Source organism: Kitasatospora sp. NPDC086009 (assembly GCF_044540385.1).
In the GTDB taxonomy this organism is placed as follows: Bacteria; Actinomycetota; Actinomycetes; order Streptomycetales; family Streptomycetaceae; genus Kitasatospora.
This window is the reverse complement of the sequence record NZ_JBITSA010000025.1, coordinates 38425-58555: the sequence shown is the minus strand read 5'-3', so window position 1 is coordinate 58555 and position 20131 is coordinate 38425. Positions and strand designations below refer to the sequence as shown.

Sequence of the window (20131 nt, the reverse complement as noted above, 5' to 3'; positions counted from 1 at the left end):
CCGGCTCGCTCCGGACCACCGCCCGGCTCACCCCACGACGGCACCGCCGTCCACCGGCAACACTACTCCGGTGACGAACGAGGCCTGTGGGGAGGCGAGTTGCGTGATCGCCCAGGCCACCTCGGCGGGCCGGCCGATCCGCCCGAGCGGGGTGTGGGCGATCTGCCACCGCCGCACGGCCTCCCGCTGTCCGGCGTCGAGCCCGGAGTGCTCGCCGATCGGGGTCTCGATCGCCCCGGGCGCGACCGCGACCACCCGCACGCCGCGCGGCGCCAGCTCCACCGCCCAGCTGCGGGTCACCGACTCCAGTGCGGCCTTGCTCGCCGCGTACACCGCGTTGCCCGGCCAGCCGCGCTGGCCGACGGACGTCGTGACGTTGACGATCACGCCCCCGCTCGCCTCCAGCGGCGCCAGGGCGGCCTGGCCGAGCAGGACGGCGGCGGTCAGGTTGGTCGCGAGCTGGTCCGCGACCGCGTCCCGGGTGATCCCGCCGAGGGCGCCGCCGCGGACGATCCCGGCGTTGTTCACCAGCACGTCCAGCCGCCCGTACCGGTCGAGCACCTCGCGTACGAGTGCCTCGGGGGCGTCGGCGCCGGTGATGTCCGCGGTCAGCGGGTGGATCCGGCCGGGGGCGCCGTGCGCGGTCTCCGCCAGTGGCTCGGCCCGCCGTCCGACCGCCACCACCTCGACCTCCGGGTCCTGGGCCGCGAAGGCGTGTGCGGTGGCCCGGCCGATCCCCGTCCCGGCGCCGGTGACCAGCACGATGCGGGTGGCCGGTCGGTGCTGCGTGTGCTCGTTCATGCGGTCCACCCTCCGACCCTGCCGCCAGTGGCAAGGTCAAGCGGGTGCCCGGCTCCGGTCGGCGGCGGTGGGCGGAGGCCACCGGCGGCGGGCGGAGTACCGGCGGGGGCGGCGGGCCGGAACATCCGCCTCCGCTTGCTGTGCCGGGCGCGAACAGGCGCCGCCCGGGGGCGGTCGCGGGCCGGGCTGGCTGCTAGGAAGGTGCCATCGGAAGGCGCCGTCGGAAAGGTGCCGTCGGATCCGAACGGGGAGAACACGCATGAGCGACGAACGGTCCGAGAGCCTGTACGACGCGCTGGGGGGCATGGAGGCGCTCCGCCGTCTCAGCAACACCTTCTACGAGGGCGTCCTGGCCGACCCGGTGCTGAAGCCCGTCTTCGCGAACTTCACCACCACCCACATCGAACACGTCGCCGTCTGGCTGGCCGAGGTCTTCGGCGGCCCGGCCCGGTTCACCGCCGACCTCGGCGGCCACCAGGCGCTGCTCCGCACGCACCTCGGACTCGCCATCACCGAGGAGCAGCGCGGGCGCTGGATGGAGCTGATGGGCGCCGCCGTGCGGCAGGAGCTGCCCGGGGACGAGCTGCTGCGCCGCCGGGTGCTGGAGTACTTCGACTGGGGCACGAAGATCGCCAGGGACGTCTCGGCGGCGCCCGTCGGCGAGGACCTCGGGGAGCCGGGGCCGACCCCGCGCTGGGGCTGGGAGGGCCTGCGATGACGGTCGCCACCGAATCGCCCGTCGCCGAGGGCCTGCTGCTGCGCCCGTTCCGGGACGAGGACGCGGCTGCCCTGGTCGAGATCTACCGGGACGAGACACTGCGGCACTTCACCCGTACCCCTGTGGCGGACCTGGACGGGGCGGCCCGCTGGCTGGAGGCGCAGGAGCGCGGCCGGGCGGCCGGCGAGCGGTACAGCTTCGCCGTCCTGGCGCCCCTCGGCGGCCCCGCCGGGGCGTTGCCCGCCGACGGCGGCCTGGCCGGGGAGCGGCCGGCCGAGCTGGTCGCCAACGTGGTGCTCAAGCGCGGTGCGCCCGGTGCGCCGGCGGCCGAGGTGGGCTACTGGACGGCCGCCGCCGCCCGCGGCCGCGGCGTGGCCCCGCGCGCCCTGGAGGGGCTCACCCGCTGGGCGTTCGCGGCCTTCGCGGCGGACGGGCTGGTCCGGCTCGACCTGCTCCACCAGGTGGACAACACGGCCTCCTGCCGGGTGGCCGAGAAGGCCGGCTACCGGTTCGGGAGCGTTCTGCGGGCCGGCCCGCCGGAGTTCCCCCTGGACGGCCACCTGCACAGCCGCTCGGCCTGACCTGCACAGCCGCTCGGCCCGGCCCCCCATTGACGGGTTCGCGGCGAATCGGGTGGACGCGGGCCGGGGCGGCGGTCCAGAGTGCTCCCCATGGCTTCTCTGGTACGACATGTGACGATCGACTGCGCCGACCCCTACCGCCTCGGCGAGTTCTGGGCGAAGGTGCTGGACGGCAAGCTGGCCGACGACGACTTCCCGGGGGACCCGGAGGCCCTCCTGGAGACGCCGGGCGCGGTGCTGCTGTTCATCCGGGTGCCCGACGGCAAGACCGTGAAGAACCGCGTCCACCTGGACCTCCAGCCCCAGGACCGCTCCCGGGACGAGGAGGTGGAGCGCCTGCTGGAGCTGGGCGCCACCGTCCACGACGACCAGCGGCGCCCGGACGGCACCGGCTGGGTGACCATGGCGGACATCGAGGGCAACGAGTTCTGCGTCGAGCGCAGCGCCGCCGAGCGGGCCGCCACCGCCTGACCGGTCGCCGGCTCCCCGGCTCGCCGGCCCCCGACTCCTGGCTCCTGGATCCCGGGGTCACTCCCCGGCCACGGCCGCCCGCCAGCTCCACGAGGCCCTGCGCGGACGGCCGTTCAGCTCGCCGCGCCCGGTGCACCAGAGCAGGACGGCGGTGGACCCGCCGGGCGGGGCGTCGGGGAACAGGCGGGCCAGGACCGCCGCGCAGAGCCCGGCCGGGGGCCGCCAGGGCAGGCCGAGTCCGAGGGCGATGTCATGGGTGTGCAGCAGCAGTTCGGCCACGCCCATCGCGGCGAACCCGGCTGGGTCGCAGGGCCCGTAGTGCCAGGCCCGCAGGTCGGGCGGCGCGGCGTCCAGGGCGGTGGCCAGCAGGTGCCCGCAGGCCGTCACCACCGCCAGGACGTCCTCGGGCGGGGCATCGGCCCGCACGGTGAGGTCGAGCGGCAGGTATCCGGTGGCGGGCCGGGCGGCGAGCTGCCCGGCGTAGGCGAGCAGGTCGTGCGCGAGGTGGACGGCCGTCTCCCGGCAGCTCCACTCCAGCGGCCCGGCCGGCGCGGCCCAGGCCGGGCCGTCACCGGTGTGCGGACCGAGGGTGTCCCGCAGTTCCCCGAGCGCGGCCCGGACGTCGTCACCGTTCATGGCGGCAGCCTCGCACTTCCCCCCGGTGCGCCGGGCCCGTCCCGTGGGAGCGCGCGACGGCCCGCCGTCCGGGCGGTCCGGGCCGCCGGCCAGCCGGGCTGGATCGAGCGTCGGGCGGTTCGGGCGGCTCGCTGTGCCGGTCAGCCGAGCTGGATCGAGCGCTTGGCCAGGCCCATCCAGAACCCGTCGATCACGCTGCGCTGGCTGCCCAGGTCGGCCTCGCCGGCGCCGAGGGTGACGAACAGCGGGGCGAAGTGCTCGGTGCGCGGGTGGGCGAGCCGCCCGGCCGGGGCCTTCCGCTCGAAGTCGAGCAGCGCGTCCAGGTCCTCGGCGGCCAGGGCGCGGCGGCCCCAGTCGTCGAACTCGGCCATCACCGAGCTGATCCGGCCGTCGGAGCTGAGCGCCCGCAGGTTGTGGGTGAAGAAGCCGCTGCCGACGATCAGCACGCCCTCGTCGCGCAGCGGGGCGAGCCGGCGGCCGATCTCCAGCAGCCGCTGCGGGTCCAGGGTGGGCATGGAGACCTGGAGGACGGGGACGTCCGCCTCGGGGAACATCTCCACCAGCGGGACGTAGGCGCCGTGGTCCAGCCCGCGGTCCGGGATGTCCTGGACGGGCGTGCCGGGGGCGCGCAGCAGCTTGCGGACCCGCTCGGCGAGCGCGGGGGCGCCGGGGGCGGCGTACCGCACCCGGTAGTAGTGCTCGGGGAAGCCCCAGAAGTCGTAGACCAGCGGCACGGTGGTGACGGCCCCGAGGGCCAGCGGGGCCTCCTCCCAGTGGGCGGAGACCATCAGGACGGCTTTGGGGCGGGGCAGCTCGGCGGACCAGGCGGCCAGCTGGCCGGGCCACAGCGGGTCGTCGGCGAGCGGCGGTGCGCCGTGCGAGAGGTAGAGGGCGGGCATGCGCTCGGGGGCGGCGGTGCTCATGACGGCTTCTCTCGCTTTCAAAGTAGTTCAATTTTGAACCTCAACATGTCGACCGTACACCTTGGTTCGAATTTGAACAACAGGAGTACGCTTCCTCCATGGCCTCCCTGAACGAACCGCGCTGGCTGGACCACGACGAGATGGCCGCCTGGCGGGGCTTCGTCACCGCGAGCAACCTCCTGAACCGCCGGCTGGAACGCCAGCTCAAGGAGGACTCCGGCCTCTCGCACACCCAGTACGAGATCCTGGTGCACCTCTCCGCCGCCCCGGCCGGCTCGCTGCGGATGACCGAACTGGCGGAGAAGCTCGTCACCTCCAAGAGCGGGCTGACCTACCAGGTCACCCAGCTGGAGCGGATGGGCCTGGTGGGGCGCCGTTCGTGCCCCAGCGACGTGCGCGGCGTCTTCGCCGAACTCACCGACGAGGGGCGGGACATGCTGCGCCGGGCGGCGCCCGGCCACGTCGCCCTGGTCCGCGAGCTGCTGATCGACGTGCTCAGCCGCGAGCAGCTCGCCGTGCTGGCCGAGGGCCTCGGGGAGGTCAGTGCCCGGCTGCGTCTGGACGACGGGGCGTAGCGGGGGCGACGGCGGCCGCGGCCCGCTCCAGCAGCAGGGCGCGCTCCCGCGCGTTGCGGGCCAGCGACGCCGCCCGCTCGAACTCCGCCCGGGCCTCCTCGGCCCGCCCGAGCCGCGCCAGCAGGTCGCCGCGCACGCTCGGCAGCAGGTGGTACGCCCGCAGGGCCGGCTCCGCGGCCAGCGCGTCCACCAGCTCCAGTCCGGCCGCCGGGCCCCGGGCCATCGAGACCGCCACCGCGCGGTTCAGCTCGACCACCGGGGACGGCGTCAGCGCCGCGAGCCGCCCGTAGAGCGTGGCGATCATCGCCCAGTCGGTGTCCTCGTAGCGGGCGGCCCGCGCGTGGCAGGCGGCGATCGCGGCCTGGACCGCGTACGGCCCGGTGCCGGCCAGCCGCAGGGCCGCGAAGCCGCGCCGGATCAGCAGCCGGTCCCAGCGGGCGCGGTTCTGGTCGGCCAGCAGCACCGGCTGCCCGTCGGGCCCGGTGCGGGTCGCCGTCCGGGACGCCTGGAACTCCAGCAGGGCGGCCAGGCCATGGACTTCGGGCTCCTGTGGGGCCAGCCCGGCGAGTACCCGGGCCAGCCGCAGCGCGTCCTCGCAGAGCCCCGGCCGGAGCAGGTCGTCGCCGGCCGTGGCCGCGTAACCCTCGTTGAAGATCAGGTAGACGACCTCCAGGACGGACGAGAGCCGGGCCGCCCGGTCCTCGCCGCGGGGGACCTCGAACGGCACCCGCGCGGTGGCGAGCGTCCGTTTGGCCCGGACGATCCGCTGGGCGACGGCCGGTTCGGTGCTGAGGAACGCCCGGGCGATCTCCTGGGTGGTGAGGCCGCCCAGCAGCCGCAGGGTGAGCGCGATCCGGGCCTGGGCCGACAGCACGGGGTGGCAGGCGGTGAAGATCAGCCGGAGCAGGTCGTCGTCGATGTCGTCCGGCTCGGCCGGCTCCGGCGGCGCCACGTCCTCCAGCGTCCGGCCGACCTCCGCGAGCTTGCGCGCGTACGTCTCCCTGCGGCGGACCAGGTCGATCGCGCGGTGCTTGGCGGTGGTCATCAGCCACGCGCCCGGCCGGTCCGGGACGCCCTGCCCGGGCCACTGCTCCAGCGCCGCGACCAGCGCGTCCTGGGCGATCTCCTCAGCGATGCCGACATCCCGCACGATGCGGGTGACACCGGCGATGATCCGCGGGGACTCGATCCTGAACACGGCCTCGACCGCCGCGGTCGCGCTGCTCTCCGTCACGGCCACCCATCAGAGCAGCCGGACGGCACCGGGGCAAACGCGGCGCGGCGGCCGGGCGCGGGCCGGGCGGGTCGGGGATCAGGCCTCCGGCGGGGTGGTGTTCCCGTCGATCTGGCGCAGCTCGGCGCCGACCTTCCAGCTCTCCGGGTGGATCTCCAGGAACCGCTTGGTCCACTCCAGGGCCTCGGCCTTGTCCTTGCACTGCATGATGGCGTAGCCGCCGACGACCTCCTTGGTCTCGGTGAACGGCCCGTCGGTGAAGCTCAGCTTCCCGCCCTCCCAGGTGACCCGGGTGCCCTCGGCGGTCGGCAGCAGCCCGGCGGTGTCCAGCATCACCCCGGCCTTGGTGATCTCCTCGAACAGCGCCCCCATCCGCTGCTCGAACTCCGGACCCGCCGACTGCATGTCCGGGGCGTCCTGCTCGTCGATACGGATCAGTGACATGAAGCGCGGCATGGTGACTCCTCGGTCGGGAGGGCGGGGCTTCTCCCCGCCTCTCACTCCTGCGTCGAACGGGGAGCGGCCGTTTCGACAGCCGCGACGGAATTCTTTCCGGAGATTCCGGGAGCGGCCACCGCAGGGCGCCGGGCGGTCGTCTCCTGGGCCGAGATCGCGGCCGCCTCGGCGGTGGTCGCGGCGGTCAGGGCGCCGTCCGCGACCTCGACCTTCACCCCGGCCATCGCGCCGCCGGCGGCCACCTCGGCGACCGCGCCCGGGATCTGGTCGCGGCTGCTCAGCCCGGCGCCCGTCGCAGCTGCCAGGGCCCGGGGTGCGGCGGGCTCGCATCTGGCGCTCCCGACAGTTCAGTAGTTACTGAATTCAGTAACCGCTGTACTGTGGGAGTCATGGAACCGACCGCCGTGAACCCCCGCGATCCGCACCTGCCCGCCGAGGCGCAGGAGGCGGCCATGGAGCGGGTGGGCAAGGCCCTCGCCGACACCAGTCGGCGCCGGATCCTGCTCGCCCTGCTCGCCGCCCCGCACTACCCGGCCGACCTCGCCGAGGAGCTGGGCCTGACCAGGGCCAACGTCTCCAACCACCTCGCCTGCCTGCGCGACTGCGGCCTGGTGCGGACCGTCCCCGAAGGCCGCCGCACCCGCTACCACCTGGCCGACGACCGCCTCGCCCACGCCCTGCGGGACCTGCTCGCCGCCGTCCTGCCGCCCGAGAAGGAGCACTGACATGGGAGCGAACCACGGCCCCGCCGCCCCGGCCACCGTCAGCGGCGCCTACCGCCGCCGGATGCTGCTGACCATCACCGTCACCGCCGCCGTGCTGGTCCTCCAGGTGGTCGGCGGCCTGCTCTCCGGCAGCCTCGCCCTGCTCGCCGACTCCGGGCACATGCTGACCGACCTCTCCGGCGTCGCCCTCGCTCTGCTGGCCGTCCAGGTCGCCCAGCGCTCGCCCACCCTGCGGCGCACCTTCGGCCACTACCGGCTGGAGATCCTGGCCGCGCTCGCCAACGCCGTCCTCCTGGTCGCCGTCTTCGCCTGGGTCGCCTACGGCGCCGTCCGGCGCTTCGGCGAGCCCGTCGAGGTCCGGGGCGGCCTGATGCTGACCGTCGCGCTCGTCGGCCTCGCCGCCAACCTGGTCGGCGTCGTCCTGCTGCGCGGCGGCAAGGACCACAGCCTCAACCTGCGCGGCGCCTACCTGGAAGTGCTCGGCGACGCCCTCGGCTCGGTCGCCGCCATCGCCGCCGCCGTCACCATCCAGCTCACCGGCTGGCAGTACGCCGACCCGATCGCCTCGCTGCTGATCGGCGTGATGATCCTGCCGCGCGCCTACCTGCTGGGCCGCGACGCCCTGCGCGTCCTCCTGGAGGCCACCCCCGCGGACGTGGACCTCGCCGAACTCCGCACCCACTTCCTGGCCGAGGACGGCGTCCGCGAGGTCCACGACCTGCACGCCTGGACGATCACCTCCGGCATGCCCGTCCTCACCGCCCACGTGGTCGCCGACCCCCACCCGCCCGCCGACCTCCTCACCCGACTGGGCCGCTGCGCCGCCGACCACTTCGGCATCAGCCACGCGACGCTGCAGACGGAACCGGCCCGCCGCCTGTGCGACGAGGCGGCCCACGCCTGACGCCCCTCGGGAACCGTCCGCCCCGGCGCGCCTACGCCGGGGCGGACGGTCCGGCGTCGGAGGTCTCGCGTTCGGAACGGCCACGGCGCACGACGTCCGGAGTCCTGCGGATGGCGAAGGTCTCGGGGTGTCCGGGACCGAGGACGCGCGCCAGGTCGGCGGCGACCCGCTCGTCGGGAGCGACGGCTTCGTCGGCGCGCCTTCCATCCAGCGCCACCGTCAACTCCGGTGCGGGCCAACGGCCGCGGTGCGAATCCGTGTCCCGGTACGGACACGTCGAGTCGGCTCCGCCTCGGAGAGAAGAGAAAGGAATGGCCGTCAACTCGGCTGCGACGAGCGGCGAAGGAGGAGTGCCCACTCCTTTCCACTCTCAACTTATAGCGCACCGGGGGCCTTGCGGCAAGGCCCCGGTCATGACGCAGAATCTGCGGTCGAAGCCGATGTCGATGCACAGGGGAGTTCTGAATGCGTGTGGTGCTGTCCGCCTACGATTCGCGCGGGGGCGTCGAGCCGCTGGTCGGGCTCGCGGTGCGGTTGCGGGAGCGCGGCGCGCAGGTGCGGGTCTGTGCGCCGCCGGACGAGGAGTTCGCGAGGCGGCTGGCGGTGGTCGGGGTGGAGATGGTGCCGACCGGGCAGTCGGTGCGCGATCTGGTGACCGGGCGGACGCCGCCGTCACCGGGCGGTGTGGTCCGGCGGGCGGCCGACCTGGTGGCCGCGTTCTACGACGGCGTCATGTCGGTGGCCGAGGGGTGCGACGTGCTGGTGGCGACCGGTCTGGTGCCGGCGGTGGCCGGGGTGCGGGCGGCGGCCGAGAAGCTGGGCGTCCGTTACGTGTACGCGAGTTACCAGCCGGTCAGCCTGCCGTCCCCGCACCACCCGCCGATGCCGCGCCCCGGGCGGCCGCTCCGTTCGGACGTGACCGACAACCGGGTGCTCTGGGAGCAGGACGCCGTGGACGCGCAGGAGGTGTTCGGCGAGGTGGTCAACGCCCACCGGGCGTCGATCGGCCTGCTGCCCGTGGACAACGTCCGCGACCATGTCTTCACCGACCTGCCGTGGCTGGCCACGGACCCGACCCTGGCGCCGTGGCAGCGGCCGGCGGAGCTGGACGTGGTGCAGACCGGCGCGTGGGTCCTGCCGGACGAACGCCCGCTCCCCGCCGACCTGGTGGAGTTCCTGGACGCGGGCGCGCCGCCGGTGTACGTGGGCTTCGGCAGCGTTCCGGTGCGCGATCCGCAGGAGGTCGCCCGGGCGGTCGTCGAGGCGGTCCGCGCGCAGGGCCGCCGTGCGGTGATCTCCCGTGGCTGGGCCGACCTGGGGTCGGCCGACGACCGGGACGACTGCTTCGTCGTCGGTGAGGTCAACCACCAGGCGCTGTTCCGCCGGGTGGCGGCCGTCGTGCACCACGGTGGCGCGGGCACCACGACGACGGCGACCTGGGCGGGTGCGCCCCAGGTGGTGGTGGCCCAGGGCGGGGACCAGCCGTACTTCGCGGGCCGGGTGGTCGGTCTGGGCATCGGCGCGGAGCACGACGGGCCGACGCCGACCACCGAGTCGCTGTCGGCGGCGCTCAAGGTGGCGCTGGCCCCCGAGGTCCGTGAGCGGGCTGCGGCCGTGGCCGGTGCGTTCCGCACCGACGGCGCGGCGGTGGCCGCGGAGCTGCTGGTGGAGGGCCTCGGGCGGTAGCGGCCCGCCGTCGTCGCCAGTACCCGTCGCCAGTACCCGTCGCCACTGCACCTGCCGCCACTCCACTCCACCTGCCGCCACTACCCCGTCGCCGCGCCGATCTGGGCGACCAGGGTGCGCCAGTCGACCCGCCGCGAGGTGCTGGGAGCGGGCTCCGCGGTGTGGGCGGTGGAGGAGGCGGTGCGGGCGGCGGCGCGGGTGCGGCAGTCCCCGCAGCGGTGTTCGCCGTTCACCGGGCGGAAGGCACGGTCACAGGAGTCGCAGCAGACGGGTGCCGTCACGGTGCTCGGCTCCAGCGGGGCGGGCATCTTGCCCTCCAGGCGCCAACGCACCAGGGCGGCAGGAGACTTGACCTGGTCCGGCAGTCCGCTGGTCAGCGCGGCGCGCAGGGCGGCCGAACTCACTCCCCTGGCCAGCCACTCGGCGGCCAGGGGCGCCAACCGCCGTACCTCGCGGGCCCCCAGGGTCAGCCGGGGGTCGATCCGCCGCAGCTCCAGCAGCGCCCGCTCGGCATCGGTGGACCCGCCCTCGCCGAACCCGTGCTCGGTGAACTCACCCCAGGTGACGGCGGGTTCGAGGGCCGGCGGGGGAGGGAGGGGGGAGGTGTTCACCCTGGGTGTCACCCCCGGGAGGGCGGTGCCGGAGGACCGGACGGACGACGACCCGCGGCGACGTTTCCCGGCATCCGGCGGGACGCCGGGGCCGGACCGCCCCGCCCGCTCGAACTGTCCGTCGAACAACCGTTCCGCCTCCGCCGCGCCCAACGGCACGCTGGAGAGCAGGGATTCGGTTCGCACCTGCCCGGCGGCGCCGCGCCGCCGGGTGGTGTGCAGCAGTCCCGCGCGGGCGAGTTGGCGGCGGGCGCGATCGGTGGTGACGCGCCCGCCGGAGAGCCCGGCGGCGAGGGCCGTCACCGTGGTGGCGCGGGCCTTCGCCGGGCCCAGTGCCAGGGCTCGTACAAGGAGTCGAAAGGCGGAGTCCGACAACTCGTCGTCCCACACCAAGGAGTTGGCAATCTGGGTGAAGTCGCGCGACGGCGCGATAGCATGCAGGAGCATCGTCAGTGGAGGCCTTACCACTCGGCGTATGAAGAGCCCGGCCGCGTGCGCTAACACGTTGCCGGGCTCGCCCCATTCTTCGGGGGCGATCCGCTTCTGGCGGTCACGGTACACCCAAATGACGGCCGGTCAGCACGGTACGAACTGAAATGATTACCCGTTGTAGTGATGATCCGTGTCCTTGGTGGGCCGCAGCTCGGGCGGCAGCGGGGGCGCCTCCGAGAGCTTCACGGCCAACCCGCGCGCGAGGTCGAAGGCCGTCACCGGATCGCCCTGGTCGGCCCAGACCTCGGCGCCGCACCAGCGGCCGATCAGCCGGAACTGCTCCAGCGCCTCCGCGGGCAACTCGGCCTTGCCGCAGTAGTAGGCGAGCAGGTGGCGCAGCATCGGCAGCCGCTCGTCGTCCGCCGGGACGGCCGCCAGCGCCGTCGCGACCGCCTTCAGCCGCTCCTTGGCCTTCTCCCCGGCCAGCGTGGACCCGAGGGTCTTGCGCTTCTCCAGCTCGGACAGCGCGTGCAGGTAGATCCCCGGCAGCGGGCTCCCGGCCGGAGCGTGGTCCATCGCCCGCTCCGCGAACGCCAGCATCTGCTTGTCCGAGCCGAACCACTTGGCGCACCAGTACTGCATGCCCTGCCAGTGCGCCTCGTAGTGGTGCGGGGCCCGCTCGGCCAGTCCGGCCCAGAGCGGCTCGAACTGCTCCGGGGTGTACTGCGCGCCGCGCGCCGTCGTCACCATGACCACCCACGGAGCCGGGTCCCGCGGTGCCAGCAGCGCGGCGCGGCGGGCCGCCTCGATCGCGGCGGGCAGCAGCTCGCGGAACTTCGCCATGTCCTCGGCGGGCACCTCGTGCGCGTACTTGGAACCGCGGATCGCCCAGGCGCGGTGCACCATCTGCTTGGCCTCCAGGGTGGCCGCGTCGCAGCTGTCCGGGTCCGCGGCGCGCCAGGCCGTCAGCCAGGCGTCGTCCTCGTTGGCGATGCTCGCCAGCAGCTCCAGCCGCGACCAGCGCTCCTCCCAGTCCTGGCCGGCCGCCTCGACGTGGGCGGCGGCGGGCCGCCAGTCCCCGCCCCAGGCCGCGTCGGCTATCGCCTGGGACCGTTGGCGCCGCTCCTCCGGCACCGGCGGCCCGGACCGGCGCGGGTCGAGCCGTTCGCGGGGGACGAGGCCGAAGGCGGCCGGATCGAACCGGTGCCTGGCCCACTCCACGGACTTGGTGGCGCGGGACTTCTTCACCGCGAAGTAGACGAGAACGGCCACGAGAATGAGCAGGAAATGGGTCACGGCGGCGAATCATCCCTGGTGGGAGGGGGTGAATGCAACGTCGAAAAAGGCTCGCCGAACACCCTTTTCCATGCAAACATGCCCTATATGGGGACGATTCTGTACGGCGCCCAGGTCACTCTCCGCCCCGCCGCGGAGGCGGACATCCCGGCCCTCGTGGCCATCCGCGGCACGCCCGAGGTCTTCGCGCGCTGGCGCGGTGGCGCCGATCTCGCCGACGCCGTCGCCACCGACCTCAAGGAGCCGGGCACCGAGACCCTGGCGATCCTGGTCGAGGGTCAGGTGGCCGGCGCCATCCAGTGGTACGCCGAGAACGACGACGAGTACCGCCACGCGGGCATGGACATCTACCTCGACCCGGCCCGCCACGGTCGCGGCCTGGGCACCGACGCCGTCCGCACGCTGGCCCGCCACCTCGTCGCCGACCACCACTACCACCGCCTGATCATCGACCCGGCGGCGGACAACGCGGCGGCGATCCGCTGCTACGAGAAGGTCGGCTTCCGCCCGGTGGGCATCATGCGCCAGTACGAACGCGGCTCCGACGGCAGCTGGCACGACAACCTGCTGATGGACCTGCTGGCCGACGAACTCCGGTAGTGGCCGGGGCCCCGGCCACGGGCCCTACCGCGCGTCCGGCGGCCGCGGTGCGTGCCGGGCCTCCTGCTCGGCGGCCTCGGCCGCTTCGGCGAGGCGCTTGATGGCGGCCAGCCGTCGGTCCCAGTCGGTCGCGAGCGCCGCCATCCACCGGGCCGTCGCGTCGAGCGCCGCGGGCCGGACCGCGTACCGCACCTCGCGGCCGGCCCGGGCGGCGGTGACCAGCCCGGCACCGTCCAGGACGGCCAGGTGCTTGACCACCGCCTGCCGCGAGACGGGCAGCCGCTCGGCGAGCGTGGTCGCGGTGGCCTCGCCCCGTTCGGCCAGCAGGTCCAGCAGCTGACGCCGCGTCGGGTCGGCGAGGGCGGCGAGCACACCGTCGACCGGCTCGGCGCCGCCGCGGTCACCGTCGCTCACGCGGGCGGCTGTTCGGCGCGCTTGCGGAGCGCGTCGAGCACCTGGGGCCATCCGCCGGAGTTGTCCTCGACCGCCTTGCCGCGCAGCTCCTCGGAGCCGGCCAGGGCGGCGAACCCGCTCTCGACCACGCGCAGCCGCGTCCCCGCGCCCTCCGGGGTCAGTGTGAACTCCACGAGGGTGCTGTTGTCCTCGCGCAGGTCCTCGCCGGGGAAGGCGCTGGCCCAGCGGTAGGCCAGGTAGGTCGGCGGCTCGACCTTCTCGACCCGCACCGGGAAGACCCCGTACTCGGGGTTCTTCGCCACCATCGACTCGCCCTCGCGGGCCACCGTGCCGGCCAGGCTTGCCTCCTCGGCCACCCAGAACCCGGGCTGGGCCACCAGGGTCCAGACCAGCTCCGGGGATGCCGCGATCAGGGTCTCGCGCTCGATCCGGTCCTCACTCATGGGGAACTCCTTCGTCGCTGCCAACTGTGTGCAACCCCAGAGTTGCACGTGGGTCGGCCAAGTGCAACCGGAGAGTTGCGCGTCGATGCGGCCTTCGACGGCGGGCGGCCCACGGCCCGCGCCCCGGTGTCCGGCGCTCGGTGCTCGGGCGGGGGCGCGAGCACCATCGGCCAGGCCTCCCCGCCGGCGAGCAGGTCGTCGAGCGTCTCGTCCGGGCCCGCCGTGAACACCACCGTCGCGGGCGCCGCCCGCGCGTACAGCTCCGGCTCCACCGCGGCCCCGGCCCGGAGCACCAGCACGGCCTCCGGGTCGACGGACGAGCGGCCGGTGAAGGCCGCGAGGTCGACGCCGGCCCGGTCGAGCGGCGCCGGGTACACGGCGACCTCGACCACCAGGCGCTCACCGGCCAGGGCGCGCTCGGCCCAACCGTCGGTCCGCACCAGGTGGAGCACGCCGTCGCCCTCGTGGCAGTGGGTACCGAGCCGGGCGACGGCGCGCTCGGCCGGCGGGCCGTCGGGGTCGACGAGGAGGGCGACGACGGGCACGTCGGGCTCGTCGGGGTCGATGCCGGGGCGGACGAGGAGCCGGGCCACGGGGGACCTCCGGGGTCAGGGCGGGCGGACGGGGTCACCGTAGGGCACGCCGCCGACGGAGCCCGCCGGTGCGGGGGCGAAATCGGGTGTGCCGTGCCCGGTCGATCCGTAGGGTGGCGCAATGATCATTTCTCATGAGGTGGCCGGGAGCGGCCCGGCGGTGGTCCTGCTGCACTCCACGGTCTGCGACCGGCGGATGTGGGACGGGCAGGTGCCCGCCCTGGTCGGAGCGGGCTTCCGGGTGGTCCGCTGCGACCTGCGGGGCTTCGGCGGGACGCCCGTCCCGGACCGGCCGTACGACAACGCCCGGGACGTCCTGGACCTCCTGGACGGGCTCGGGATCGAGCGTGCGGCGCTGGTCGGGGCGTCCGGCGGGGGCCGGGTCGCGCTGGCGCTGGCGGCGCGATGGCCGGACCGGGTGACGGCGCTCGCGCTGCTCTGCACCGCGCTCGCCGGGCAGGAACCGAGCGCCGAACTCCGCGCCTTCGGCGAGCGCGAGGACGCGCTGATCGAGGCGGGGGACATCGCCGGAGCGACCGAGCTCAACGTGCGGACCTGGCTGGGTCCCGAGGCGGGCGAGGCCGTCAGGGAGCAGGTGCGCCGGATGCAGCGGCACGCCTTCGACGTCCAACTGGCCGCCGAGGAGGACTTCCCGCAGATCCGGGTCGAGACCGACCCGGCCGCCGTCACGGCGCCCACGCTGCTGGTCACCGGCGCGCACGACTTCGCCGACTTCGGTCGGATCGCCGACCGCCTCGCCGAGCGCATCGCCGGTGCCCGCCGCCTCGACCTGCCCTGGGCCGGCCACCTGCCCGCCCTGGAGCGGCCCGACGAGGTCAACGCGCTGCTGGTCGACTTCCTGGGCGCCGGCGCCGGCCTCCTCGCCGCCGCGCAGGCCGCGGGGAGCTGAACGACGGCTCCGGGGCGGCTCGTCGGCTCAGGCGGCCGCCGCCCCCGGGCAGCCGCAGGAGCGGCGGATCACCAGACGGGCGGGGAAGGTGTGCGCGCCCGCCGGGACGGGCTGCTCGTTCGCCTTGGCGGTCAGCACCAGGTCCACGGCGGCCCGGGCCATCTCGCCCTGCGCGGTGGCGACGGTGGTGAGCGGCGGCCCGGCGATGACGGCCTCGGCGATGTCGTCGAAGGCGGCCACCGCGAGGTCTTCCGGCACCCGGATGCCCAGGTCGTCGGCGGCGCGCAGCAGTCCGATCGCCTGGTCGTCGGTCGCGCAGAACACGGCGGACGGCCGGTCGGGCCGGGCCAGCAGGGCGAGGGCCTCGGCGTGGGCCCGGACGCGGTCGAAGGGCGCGGGCGTCAGCCGGCCGTCGGTGGGCAGCCCGGCCTCGGCCAGGGCGGCCGCCCAGCCGGCGGTCCGCGAGGTCACCGGGTCGTTCGGGCTGAGCGCGAACGTCCCGCCGAAGCAGTGGACGTCGGCGTGCCCGTGGGCCAGCAGGTGGCGCACCATTTCGCGGGCGCCGCCGTCGTCGTCGGCGACCACGGCCGCGCCGGTCTCGGTCTCCGCCCGGTGGTGCAGCAGCACGACGGGGGTGCCGTCGGTGGCCTCGAACCCGGCCACCCCGGGGACGGACGGGTCCTGGGTGACCAGGATCAGCCCGTCCACCTGCATGCCGAGGAAGGCCCGGATGTAGTGCGCCTCCCGCTCGTCGGCGTAGTCGGAGTTGCCGATCAGCAGCAGTCGGCCGCGCTCGGCCGCCGCCTGCTCGACCATGTGCGCGAGCCCGGCGAAGAACGGCTGCCGGGCGTCCGGCACGACCATGCCGATCAGGTTGGTCCGGCGGCGGGCCATCGCCTGGGCCACCCGGTTCGGCCGGTACCCCAGCTCCTCGACCGCCGCCAGGACACGGGCGCGGGTGGCCGCGGCCACCGGTCGTGGTCCGTCGTTGATCACATAGCTGACCACCGCCGTCGACGTTCCCGCCGCCCGCGCCACGTCGTCCCGCGTCACCCTTGCCATGCCCGCGAGCCTACACATCACCGCTGACCAGGCCCGAAGACGCCGGACCGACCGGTGTCCGGAGTCCGGACGCGCCGGCCCCCCGGGGGCGTCCGGCCGCCGCCGGCCCCCCGCGGCCGGAGGGCGGCGGCGCGATGGTCGGGCCGGCCTCGGAGGCCTGACCCGCCCGGCACGGGCACCCGCCTGAACGGGCACCCGCCCCGGCGCGGGTGCCCGTCCGGCGCTAGTAGGTGTGATCGGCCGTCACGTCCGCCGAGAGGTTGAGCGCGCGTTCCGCTGCCTCCCCCCGCAGGGCCAGCAGGGTCAGCGTCAGCGCGTCGACCACCGCCAGGTGGACCAGCCGGCTGGCCGTGGTCTCCAGGCCGAAGACGAGGTCCTGCCCGCCGGCGACCAGTGTGTGGGTGGCGGCCTCGCTCAGCGGCGAGTGGGCGTAGCTGGTGAGCGCGACGACGCTCGCGCCGGCGTCGCGCGCCCGGCGGGCGGTGTCGACCACGGTCGGTGACGCGCCGGTGTGGCTGACGGCCAGGCAGACCCCGGTGGCCGGGAGCCCGGCGGCGGCCAGCTGCGCGGTGAGCGGGTCGGCGGGGGCGTCGACCGGGATGCCCAGGGCGCGCAGGCGGTAGGCCGCGTCCAGGACGACCGCGCCGGAGAGGCCGGTGCCGACCAGGACGACCCGGTCGGCCGCGTTCAGCAGCTCGGCCGCCGCCCGCAGGGCCTGCGCGGACAGCGTGGTGGCGATCCCGTCGAGTGCCTCACGGGCGGCGCGGACGGTGTCGGTCAGCGCGCGGGCCGCCGGGTCCGCCTCCTCCGAGGGGTCCGGCGCGGGGGCCGGGGTCTGGCGGACGGCCGCGATCTTCAGCTCCTGGTAACCCTTGAAGCCGAGCCGCTGGCACGCCCGCACCACGGAGGAGGAGGCGGTGCCGGCCAGTTCGGCGACGTCGCTCACGCTCAGGTGCACCAGATCGGCCCCCCGGTCGAGGACGACCTGCGCGACGCGCGCCTCGGTGCCGCGCAGCTCGCCGAGGCGGGCGCGGATGTGGGCGGCCAGCTGGGATTCCAGTGGCGAGAATTCGGAACGCTCTTCCATGGATCTAGAGTAGCGTGGAATTCCATTCCAGCCCGTCGGGGGGGAGCTTCGCCATGCCCGCAATCGCGTCCGCGCTGCCGAGCGGTGGGTCGGCGGCGGCCGTGCCGGTCGCCGTCCTCACCGCGGCGGTCCTGCACGCCGTCTGGAACGGGCTGGCCCACCGGATCCGGGACAAGCTGGTCGGCTTCGCCCTGATCAACCTCACCTGCACCGCCTGCGCGGTGGTCCTGGTCGCGCTCAACCCGCTGCCGGCCGCCGGGGCCTGGCCGTACCTCCTCGCCTCCGTGGCGATGCAGGTCTCCTCCCAGCTCCTGCTGCTGCGCGCCTACCAGCTCGGCGACTTCGGGCAGATGTACCCGATCGCCCGGGGTTCGGCGCCGCTGCTGGTGGCGGTGCTGTCCGTGACGGTGCTCGGCCAGGCCCTGGGCGGCGGCGAGCTGCTGGGCGTGCTGGTGATCTCCTGCGGCCTGATCGGGCTGGCCTTCGCCCGGGGGATACCCGGGCGGGCGCAGCTGCCCGCTCTCACCGCCGCCGCCGGTACCGGCGTGATGATCGCCTCGTACACCGTGCTGGACGGCAGCGGGGTCCGGCACGCGGGCACCGTCGGCGGCTACGTGGCCTGGCTCTTCCTGCTCCAGGGGCCGTGCCTGGCGCTGATCGCCCGGATCCGCCGGGGCCGCGGCCTGCTCGTCGGGGCCGGCCCGGTGGTGCCGGTGGGGATCGTCGGCGGGGTGCTCTCCCTGACCGCCTACGGGCTGGTGGTCTGGGCGCAGTCCCGGGGCAGCCTGGCGGCCGTCGCCGCGCTGCGCGAGACGAGCATCGTGATCGCCGCGCTGATCGCGACCGTGGTCTTCCGCGAACGGCTCGGACGGCTGCGGATGACCGCGAGCGCCACCGTCCTGGCCGGGATCGCCGTGCTGGAGCTCGCCCGTCCGTAGCGGCCGGGCGAGCACCGGGCGGCTCAGGGGACGATGACCGTCAGCGTGCTCCTGGTGAGCCGGAATCCGAGCGACTCGTACAGCCGGCGGGCCGCGTTGCCCTCGGTGACGGCCAGCCCCATCCCGGGGTTCCCGCGGCCGGCGAGGTCGGCCATCACCCGGCGCATCAGGTCGCGGCCGAGCCCCGGGTAGCCGAGCTCCGGGTGCCGGAAGACATGGGCGATCCAGGGCAGGCCCTCGTAGTCGGTCACGACGGCGCCGGCCACGACCCGGTCGTCCGCGTCCACGACCAGGGCGCTGGACGGCAGCACGGGGCCGACCACCCCGCCGGCCAGCAGGCTGCGCAGTTCCTCCCGCGAGGTCCGCTCGTCGTGGTCGGGGCGGTGGTCGGGGTGGCCGGGGCCGAACGCGGCGCCCAGCGCCGGGGCGAGCTCCTCGGCGGGGCGGTCGCACGGCACGCTGCGGTACCCCTCCCGCAGCGGGGTCCGCGCCCAGTCCGGCCATCCGGCCGGCGGCGGATCACCGGCGAGGTCGCGCAGCATGGTGTGCCCGAGCCGGAGCGGGCGGGCCCCGCGGCGCCGCAACCGCTCGCCGAAGCCCACCCGGCTGGAGACGACCCAGCCCGACATGTCCGTCAGCACGAACTCCACCGGGTCGACGGCGCTCACGGCCTCGCCCCCGGGCGTCCCCGGGCCCATGACCTCCAGCAGACCGGCCCAGGGCCGGCCCTCCCGCTCGCCGCGCTGGTAGCGGACGACCGGAAGGCCGTCGGCGTCGCGCCCGAACTCCCAGTCGGGTTCCATCTCTGTCACGCGGTCCATCCGATCTCCGAGAGCCGTCCTGCCTCCGCCATGCTCGTCGGGCGGCCGTTCGTGGATCAAGTGGCCGGGGTCTGCCTGCCCGGTCCGGTCACGACACCGTCGCCGCCCTGACACAGAGCACGTCCGGCAGGTGGGAGAGCAGCAGCGACCAGCTCTCGCCCTCGTCGGGGCTGCCGTAGACCTCGCCGGTGCGGTTGCCGAAGTAGATCCCGGCCGGTTCGGCGTCGTCGGTGCGCAGGGCGTCGCGCAGGACGACGCCGTAGTGGTCCTCGCCCGGCAGACCGTTGGCGAGCGGCTGCCAGCTGTCCCCGCCGTCCTCGGTGCGGTAGACCCGGCAGCGGCGGCCCGGGGGGATCCGGTCGCCGGCGCCGCCGAGCGGGAAGAGGTAGGCGGTGTCGGCCCGGCGCGGGTGGGCGGCGACGGCGAAGCCGAAGTCGGCGGGCAGGCCGTCGGTGACGGAGCGCCAGCTCGCGCCCGCGTCGTCACTGCGGTACACGCCGCCGTGGTTCTGCAGGTAGAGGCGGTCCCGCCGGACGGCGTCCGGTGCGATCTTGTGCACGCACTGGCCGAACTCGGGGTACTGGCTCTCCTCCGGGAAGAACTCCGCGCGCAGCCCGGTGTTGGAGGGCTCCCAGCTCGCGCCGCCGTCCTTGCTCCGGTAGAGGCCGCCGCTGGAGACGGCGACGAGCAGGCGTCCGGGGTCGCGCGGATCGGTGAGGACCGTGTGCAGCCCCTGGCCGCCGTACCCGGCGCCCCATTCGGACCGCTGCGGATGGTTCCAGAGCGGCTCGACCAGGGCGAAGGTCTCGCCGCCGTCCTCGGAGCGGAACAGCGCCGCCGGTTCGGTGCCCGCGTAGACCACGCCGGGCGCCTCCTCACCGGCCGGCTGGAGCTGCCAGACCCGGGTGAGCGACGCTCCGGTGTGCTCGGGGAAGCGGACGGCCGGCTTCGCCGGCTCGAACCAGCTCGCGCCGAGGTCGTCGGAGCGCCAGACCGACGGGCCCCAGTGGCTGCTGTCCGCACCGACCAGGAGCCTGGTCCGGCCGCCCCGGCGATCGATCGAGACGGCGTAGATCGCGTTCATCGGGAAGTGCGGCCCGCTGAACTGCCAGTCCGCCCGGGATCGGCTGCGGCCGAGAAAGAGGCCCTTCTCCGTCCCGACGGCCAACAACACCTCGGTCATACCGGCCACCACCTGTTCGGCGCAACGGCCC

At 75.0% G+C, this 20131-nt stretch carries 25 protein-coding genes and 1 pseudogene; 10 read left to right on the top strand and 16 right to left on the bottom strand.

The window, feature by feature from the left end; genetic code table 11:
- Positions 1 to 27: 27 nt before the first annotated feature.
- Positions 28 to 801, bottom strand: coding sequence for an SDR family NAD(P)-dependent oxidoreductase (locus ACIF6L_RS35390; RefSeq protein WP_396491687.1), 774 nt, complete (start codon positions 799 to 801; stop codon positions 28 to 30).
- A 259-nt stretch (positions 802 to 1060) separates the two neighbouring features.
- Here ACIF6L_RS35390 and ACIF6L_RS35385 point away from each other — a divergent pair, with 259 nt between their 5' ends.
- From ACIF6L_RS35385 to ACIF6L_RS35375, 3 genes and pseudogenes are all read left to right on the top strand, one after another.
- Positions 1061 to 1519, top strand: a complete 459-nt coding sequence (locus ACIF6L_RS35385) for a group II truncated hemoglobin (protein WP_396491686.1) — start codon at positions 1061 to 1063, stop codon at positions 1517 to 1519.
- The gene (locus ACIF6L_RS35380) at positions 1516 to 2100 is read left to right on the top strand and encodes a GNAT family N-acetyltransferase (protein WP_396491685.1); all 585 of its coding nucleotides are present in this window, start codon (positions 1516 to 1518) and stop codon (positions 2098 to 2100) included. The genes ACIF6L_RS35385 and ACIF6L_RS35380 overlap by 4 nt, the downstream gene beginning before the upstream one ends.
- Positions 2101 to 2190: 90 nt before the next feature.
- A pseudogene (locus tag ACIF6L_RS35375) lies at positions 2191 to 2562 on the top strand (VOC family protein); the annotation flags it as partial.
- A gap of 66 nt (positions 2563 to 2628) precedes the next feature.
- On the opposite strand, the gene ACIF6L_RS35370 reads toward ACIF6L_RS35375, so the two are convergent.
- Entirely contained in the window at positions 2629 to 3207 is a 579-nt protein-coding gene (locus ACIF6L_RS35370; RefSeq protein WP_359838349.1) for a maleylpyruvate isomerase N-terminal domain-containing protein, read from the bottom strand.
- 140 nt (positions 3208 to 3347) lie between these two features.
- Positions 3348 to 4130 carry a class III extradiol ring-cleavage dioxygenase gene (locus tag ACIF6L_RS35365; protein ID WP_329487025.1) on the bottom strand — a complete coding sequence of 261 codons (783 nt, stop codon included), beginning with the start codon at positions 4128 to 4130 and terminating at the stop codon, positions 3348 to 3350.
- A gap of 107 nt (positions 4131 to 4237) precedes the next feature.
- Between ACIF6L_RS35365 and ACIF6L_RS35360 the strand changes: the two genes are divergently transcribed.
- Positions 4238 to 4705, top strand: coding sequence for a MarR family transcriptional regulator (locus ACIF6L_RS35360; protein WP_352297187.1), 468 nt, complete (start codon positions 4238 to 4240; stop codon positions 4703 to 4705).
- Here ACIF6L_RS35360 and ACIF6L_RS35355 read toward each other — a convergent pair.
- The 3 genes from ACIF6L_RS35355 to ACIF6L_RS35345 form a co-directional block, all read right to left on the bottom strand.
- The gene (locus tag ACIF6L_RS35355; protein WP_396491684.1) at positions 4671 to 5945 is read right to left on the bottom strand and encodes an RNA polymerase sigma factor; all 1275 of its coding nucleotides are present in this window, start codon (positions 5943 to 5945) and stop codon (positions 4671 to 4673) included. The genes ACIF6L_RS35360 and ACIF6L_RS35355 overlap by 35 nt on opposite strands.
- A gap of 72 nt (positions 5946 to 6017) precedes the next feature.
- The gene (locus ACIF6L_RS35350) at positions 6018 to 6395 is read right to left on the bottom strand and encodes a YciI family protein (protein ID WP_329487023.1); all 378 of its coding nucleotides are present in this window, start codon (positions 6393 to 6395) and stop codon (positions 6018 to 6020) included.
- 41 nt (positions 6396 to 6436) lie between these two features.
- Positions 6437 to 6637, bottom strand: coding sequence for a hypothetical protein (locus ACIF6L_RS35345; protein WP_396491683.1), 201 nt, complete (start codon positions 6635 to 6637; stop codon positions 6437 to 6439).
- 210 nt (positions 6638 to 6847) lie between these two features.
- Between ACIF6L_RS35345 and ACIF6L_RS35340 the strand changes: the two genes are divergently transcribed.
- Both ACIF6L_RS35340 and ACIF6L_RS35335 read left to right on the top strand, forming a co-directional pair.
- Positions 6848 to 7120 carry a metalloregulator ArsR/SmtB family transcription factor gene (locus ACIF6L_RS35340; RefSeq protein WP_352297190.1) on the top strand — a complete coding sequence of 91 codons (273 nt, stop codon included), beginning with the start codon at positions 6848 to 6850 and terminating at the stop codon, positions 7118 to 7120.
- Between the two features lies 1 nt (position 7121).
- The gene (locus ACIF6L_RS35335) at positions 7122 to 8024 is read left to right on the top strand and encodes a cation diffusion facilitator family transporter (RefSeq protein WP_396491682.1); all 903 of its coding nucleotides are present in this window, start codon (positions 7122 to 7124) and stop codon (positions 8022 to 8024) included.
- A 31-nt stretch (positions 8025 to 8055) separates the two neighbouring features.
- On the opposite strand, the gene ACIF6L_RS35330 is transcribed toward ACIF6L_RS35335, so the two are convergent.
- Entirely contained in the window at positions 8056 to 8241 is a 186-nt protein-coding gene (locus ACIF6L_RS35330; RefSeq protein ID WP_396491681.1) for a hypothetical protein, read from the bottom strand.
- A 248-nt stretch (positions 8242 to 8489) separates the two neighbouring features.
- On the opposite strand from ACIF6L_RS35330, the gene ACIF6L_RS35325 reads away from it, so the two are divergent.
- A complete protein-coding gene (locus ACIF6L_RS35325) occupies positions 8490 to 9710 on the top strand; it encodes a glycosyltransferase (RefSeq protein ID WP_396491680.1) in 1221 nt (406 codons plus the stop codon).
- Positions 9711 to 9790: 80 nt separating this feature from the next.
- Here the strand turns inward: ACIF6L_RS35325 and ACIF6L_RS35320 are convergent, their stop codons facing one another.
- Positions 9791 to 10768, bottom strand: a complete 978-nt coding sequence (locus ACIF6L_RS35320) for a hypothetical protein (RefSeq protein WP_396491679.1) — start codon at positions 10766 to 10768, stop codon at positions 9791 to 9793.
- 153 nt (positions 10769 to 10921) lie between these two features.
- The gene (locus ACIF6L_RS35315; RefSeq protein ID WP_396491678.1) at positions 10922 to 12049 is read right to left on the bottom strand and encodes a hypothetical protein; all 1128 of its coding nucleotides are present in this window, start codon (positions 12047 to 12049) and stop codon (positions 10922 to 10924) included.
- A gap of 87 nt (positions 12050 to 12136) precedes the next feature.
- Between ACIF6L_RS35315 and ACIF6L_RS35310 the strand changes: the two genes are divergently transcribed.
- Positions 12137 to 12649, top strand: coding sequence for a GNAT family N-acetyltransferase (locus ACIF6L_RS35310; RefSeq protein ID WP_396491677.1), 513 nt, complete (start codon positions 12137 to 12139; stop codon positions 12647 to 12649).
- A gap of 24 nt (positions 12650 to 12673) precedes the next feature.
- Here ACIF6L_RS35310 and ACIF6L_RS35305 read toward each other — a convergent pair whose 3' ends face one another.
- From ACIF6L_RS35305 to ACIF6L_RS35295, 3 genes are read right to left on the bottom strand one after another with little or no spacing between them, the layout of a single operon-like run.
- Positions 12674 to 13063, bottom strand: a complete 390-nt coding sequence (locus ACIF6L_RS35305) for an ArsR/SmtB family transcription factor (protein ID WP_396491676.1) — start codon at positions 13061 to 13063, stop codon at positions 12674 to 12676.
- Positions 13060 to 13506 carry an SRPBCC domain-containing protein gene (locus ACIF6L_RS35300; RefSeq protein ID WP_329487015.1) on the bottom strand — a complete coding sequence of 149 codons (447 nt, stop codon included), beginning with the start codon at positions 13504 to 13506 and terminating at the stop codon, positions 13060 to 13062. Before ACIF6L_RS35300 ends, ACIF6L_RS35305 begins: the two co-directional genes overlap by 4 nt.
- Positions 13503 to 14099, bottom strand: a complete 597-nt coding sequence (locus tag ACIF6L_RS35295) for a hypothetical protein (RefSeq protein WP_396491675.1) — start codon at positions 14097 to 14099, stop codon at positions 13503 to 13505. Before ACIF6L_RS35295 ends, ACIF6L_RS35300 begins: the two co-directional genes overlap by 4 nt.
- A 121-nt stretch (positions 14100 to 14220) precedes the next feature.
- Between ACIF6L_RS35295 and ACIF6L_RS35290 the strand changes: the two genes are divergently transcribed.
- Positions 14221 to 15009, top strand: a complete 789-nt coding sequence (locus ACIF6L_RS35290) for an alpha/beta fold hydrolase (RefSeq protein WP_396491674.1) — start codon at positions 14221 to 14223, stop codon at positions 15007 to 15009.
- A gap of 27 nt (positions 15010 to 15036) precedes the next feature.
- On the opposite strand, the gene ACIF6L_RS35285 is transcribed toward ACIF6L_RS35290, so the two are convergent.
- Positions 15037 to 16071, bottom strand: a complete 1035-nt coding sequence (locus ACIF6L_RS35285; RefSeq protein ID WP_352297176.1) for a LacI family DNA-binding transcriptional regulator — start codon at positions 16069 to 16071, stop codon at positions 15037 to 15039.
- Positions 16072 to 16294: 223 nt separating this feature from the next.
- Positions 16295 to 17158, bottom strand: a complete 864-nt coding sequence (locus ACIF6L_RS35280; RefSeq protein ID WP_396491673.1) for a MurR/RpiR family transcriptional regulator — start codon at positions 17156 to 17158, stop codon at positions 16295 to 16297.
- Positions 17159 to 17211: 53 nt separating this feature from the next.
- Here ACIF6L_RS35280 and ACIF6L_RS35275 point away from each other — a divergent pair, with 53 nt between their 5' ends.
- On the top strand, positions 17212 to 18096 hold the full coding sequence (locus ACIF6L_RS35275; RefSeq protein WP_396491672.1) for an EamA family transporter: 885 nt from the start codon (positions 17212 to 17214) through the stop codon (positions 18094 to 18096).
- A gap of 23 nt (positions 18097 to 18119) precedes the next feature.
- Here ACIF6L_RS35275 and ACIF6L_RS35270 read toward each other — a convergent pair whose 3' ends face one another.
- Entirely contained in the window at positions 18120 to 18899 is a 780-nt protein-coding gene (locus ACIF6L_RS35270) for a GNAT family N-acetyltransferase (protein WP_396491713.1), read from the bottom strand.
- 106 nt (positions 18900 to 19005) lie between these two features.
- Complete coding sequence (locus tag ACIF6L_RS35265; protein WP_396491671.1) at positions 19006 to 20100, bottom strand: WD40/YVTN/BNR-like repeat-containing protein; 1095 nt, start codon at positions 20098 to 20100, stop codon at positions 19006 to 19008.
- Positions 20101 to 20131 lie beyond the last annotated feature (31 nt).

Coding starts and splice junctions, on each gene's coding strand:
- ACIF6L_RS35390 (WP_396491687.1), bottom strand. CDS start 801: ATGAACGAGCACACGCAGCACCGACCGGCCACCCGCATCGTGCTGGTC.
- ACIF6L_RS35300 (WP_329487015.1), bottom strand. CDS start 13,506: ATGAGTGAGGACCGGATCGAGCGCGAGACCCTGATCGCGGCATCCCCG.
- ACIF6L_RS35380 (WP_396491685.1), top strand. CDS start 1,516: ATGACGGTCGCCACCGAATCGCCCGTCGCCGAGGGCCTGCTGCTGCGC.
- ACIF6L_RS35270 (WP_396491713.1), bottom strand. CDS start 18,899: ATGGAACCCGACTGGGAGTTCGGGCGCGACGCCGACGGCCTTCCGGTC.
- ACIF6L_RS35280 (WP_396491673.1), bottom strand. CDS start 17,158: ATGGAAGAGCGTTCCGAATTCTCGCCACTGGAATCCCAGCTGGCCGCC.
- ACIF6L_RS35370 (WP_359838349.1), bottom strand. CDS start 3,207: ATGAACGGTGACGACGTCCGGGCCGCGCTCGGGGAACTGCGGGACACC.
- ACIF6L_RS35265 (WP_396491671.1), bottom strand. CDS start 20,100: ATGACCGAGGTGTTGTTGGCCGTCGGGACGGAGAAGGGCCTCTTTCTC.
- ACIF6L_RS35275 (WP_396491672.1), top strand. CDS start 17,212: ATGCCCGCAATCGCGTCCGCGCTGCCGAGCGGTGGGTCGGCGGCGGCC.
- ACIF6L_RS35350 (WP_329487023.1), bottom strand. CDS start 6,395: ATGCCGCGCTTCATGTCACTGATCCGTATCGACGAGCAGGACGCCCCG.
- ACIF6L_RS35335 (WP_396491682.1), top strand. CDS start 7,122: ATGGGAGCGAACCACGGCCCCGCCGCCCCGGCCACCGTCAGCGGCGCC.
- ACIF6L_RS35290 (WP_396491674.1), top strand. CDS start 14,221: ATGATCATTTCTCATGAGGTGGCCGGGAGCGGCCCGGCGGTGGTCCTG.
- ACIF6L_RS35285 (WP_352297176.1), bottom strand. CDS start 16,071: ATGGCAAGGGTGACGCGGGACGACGTGGCGCGGGCGGCGGGAACGTCG.
- ACIF6L_RS35320 (WP_396491679.1), bottom strand. CDS start 10,768: ATGCTCCTGCATGCTATCGCGCCGTCGCGCGACTTCACCCAGATTGCC.
- ACIF6L_RS35365 (WP_329487025.1), bottom strand. CDS start 4,130: ATGAGCACCGCCGCCCCCGAGCGCATGCCCGCCCTCTACCTCTCGCAC.
- ACIF6L_RS35340 (WP_352297190.1), top strand. CDS start 6,848: ATGGAGCGGGTGGGCAAGGCCCTCGCCGACACCAGTCGGCGCCGGATC.
- ACIF6L_RS35385 (WP_396491686.1), top strand. CDS start 1,061: ATGAGCGACGAACGGTCCGAGAGCCTGTACGACGCGCTGGGGGGCATG.
- ACIF6L_RS35310 (WP_396491677.1), top strand. CDS start 12,137: ATGGGGACGATTCTGTACGGCGCCCAGGTCACTCTCCGCCCCGCCGCG.
- ACIF6L_RS35325 (WP_396491680.1), top strand. CDS start 8,490: ATGCGTGTGGTGCTGTCCGCCTACGATTCGCGCGGGGGCGTCGAGCCG.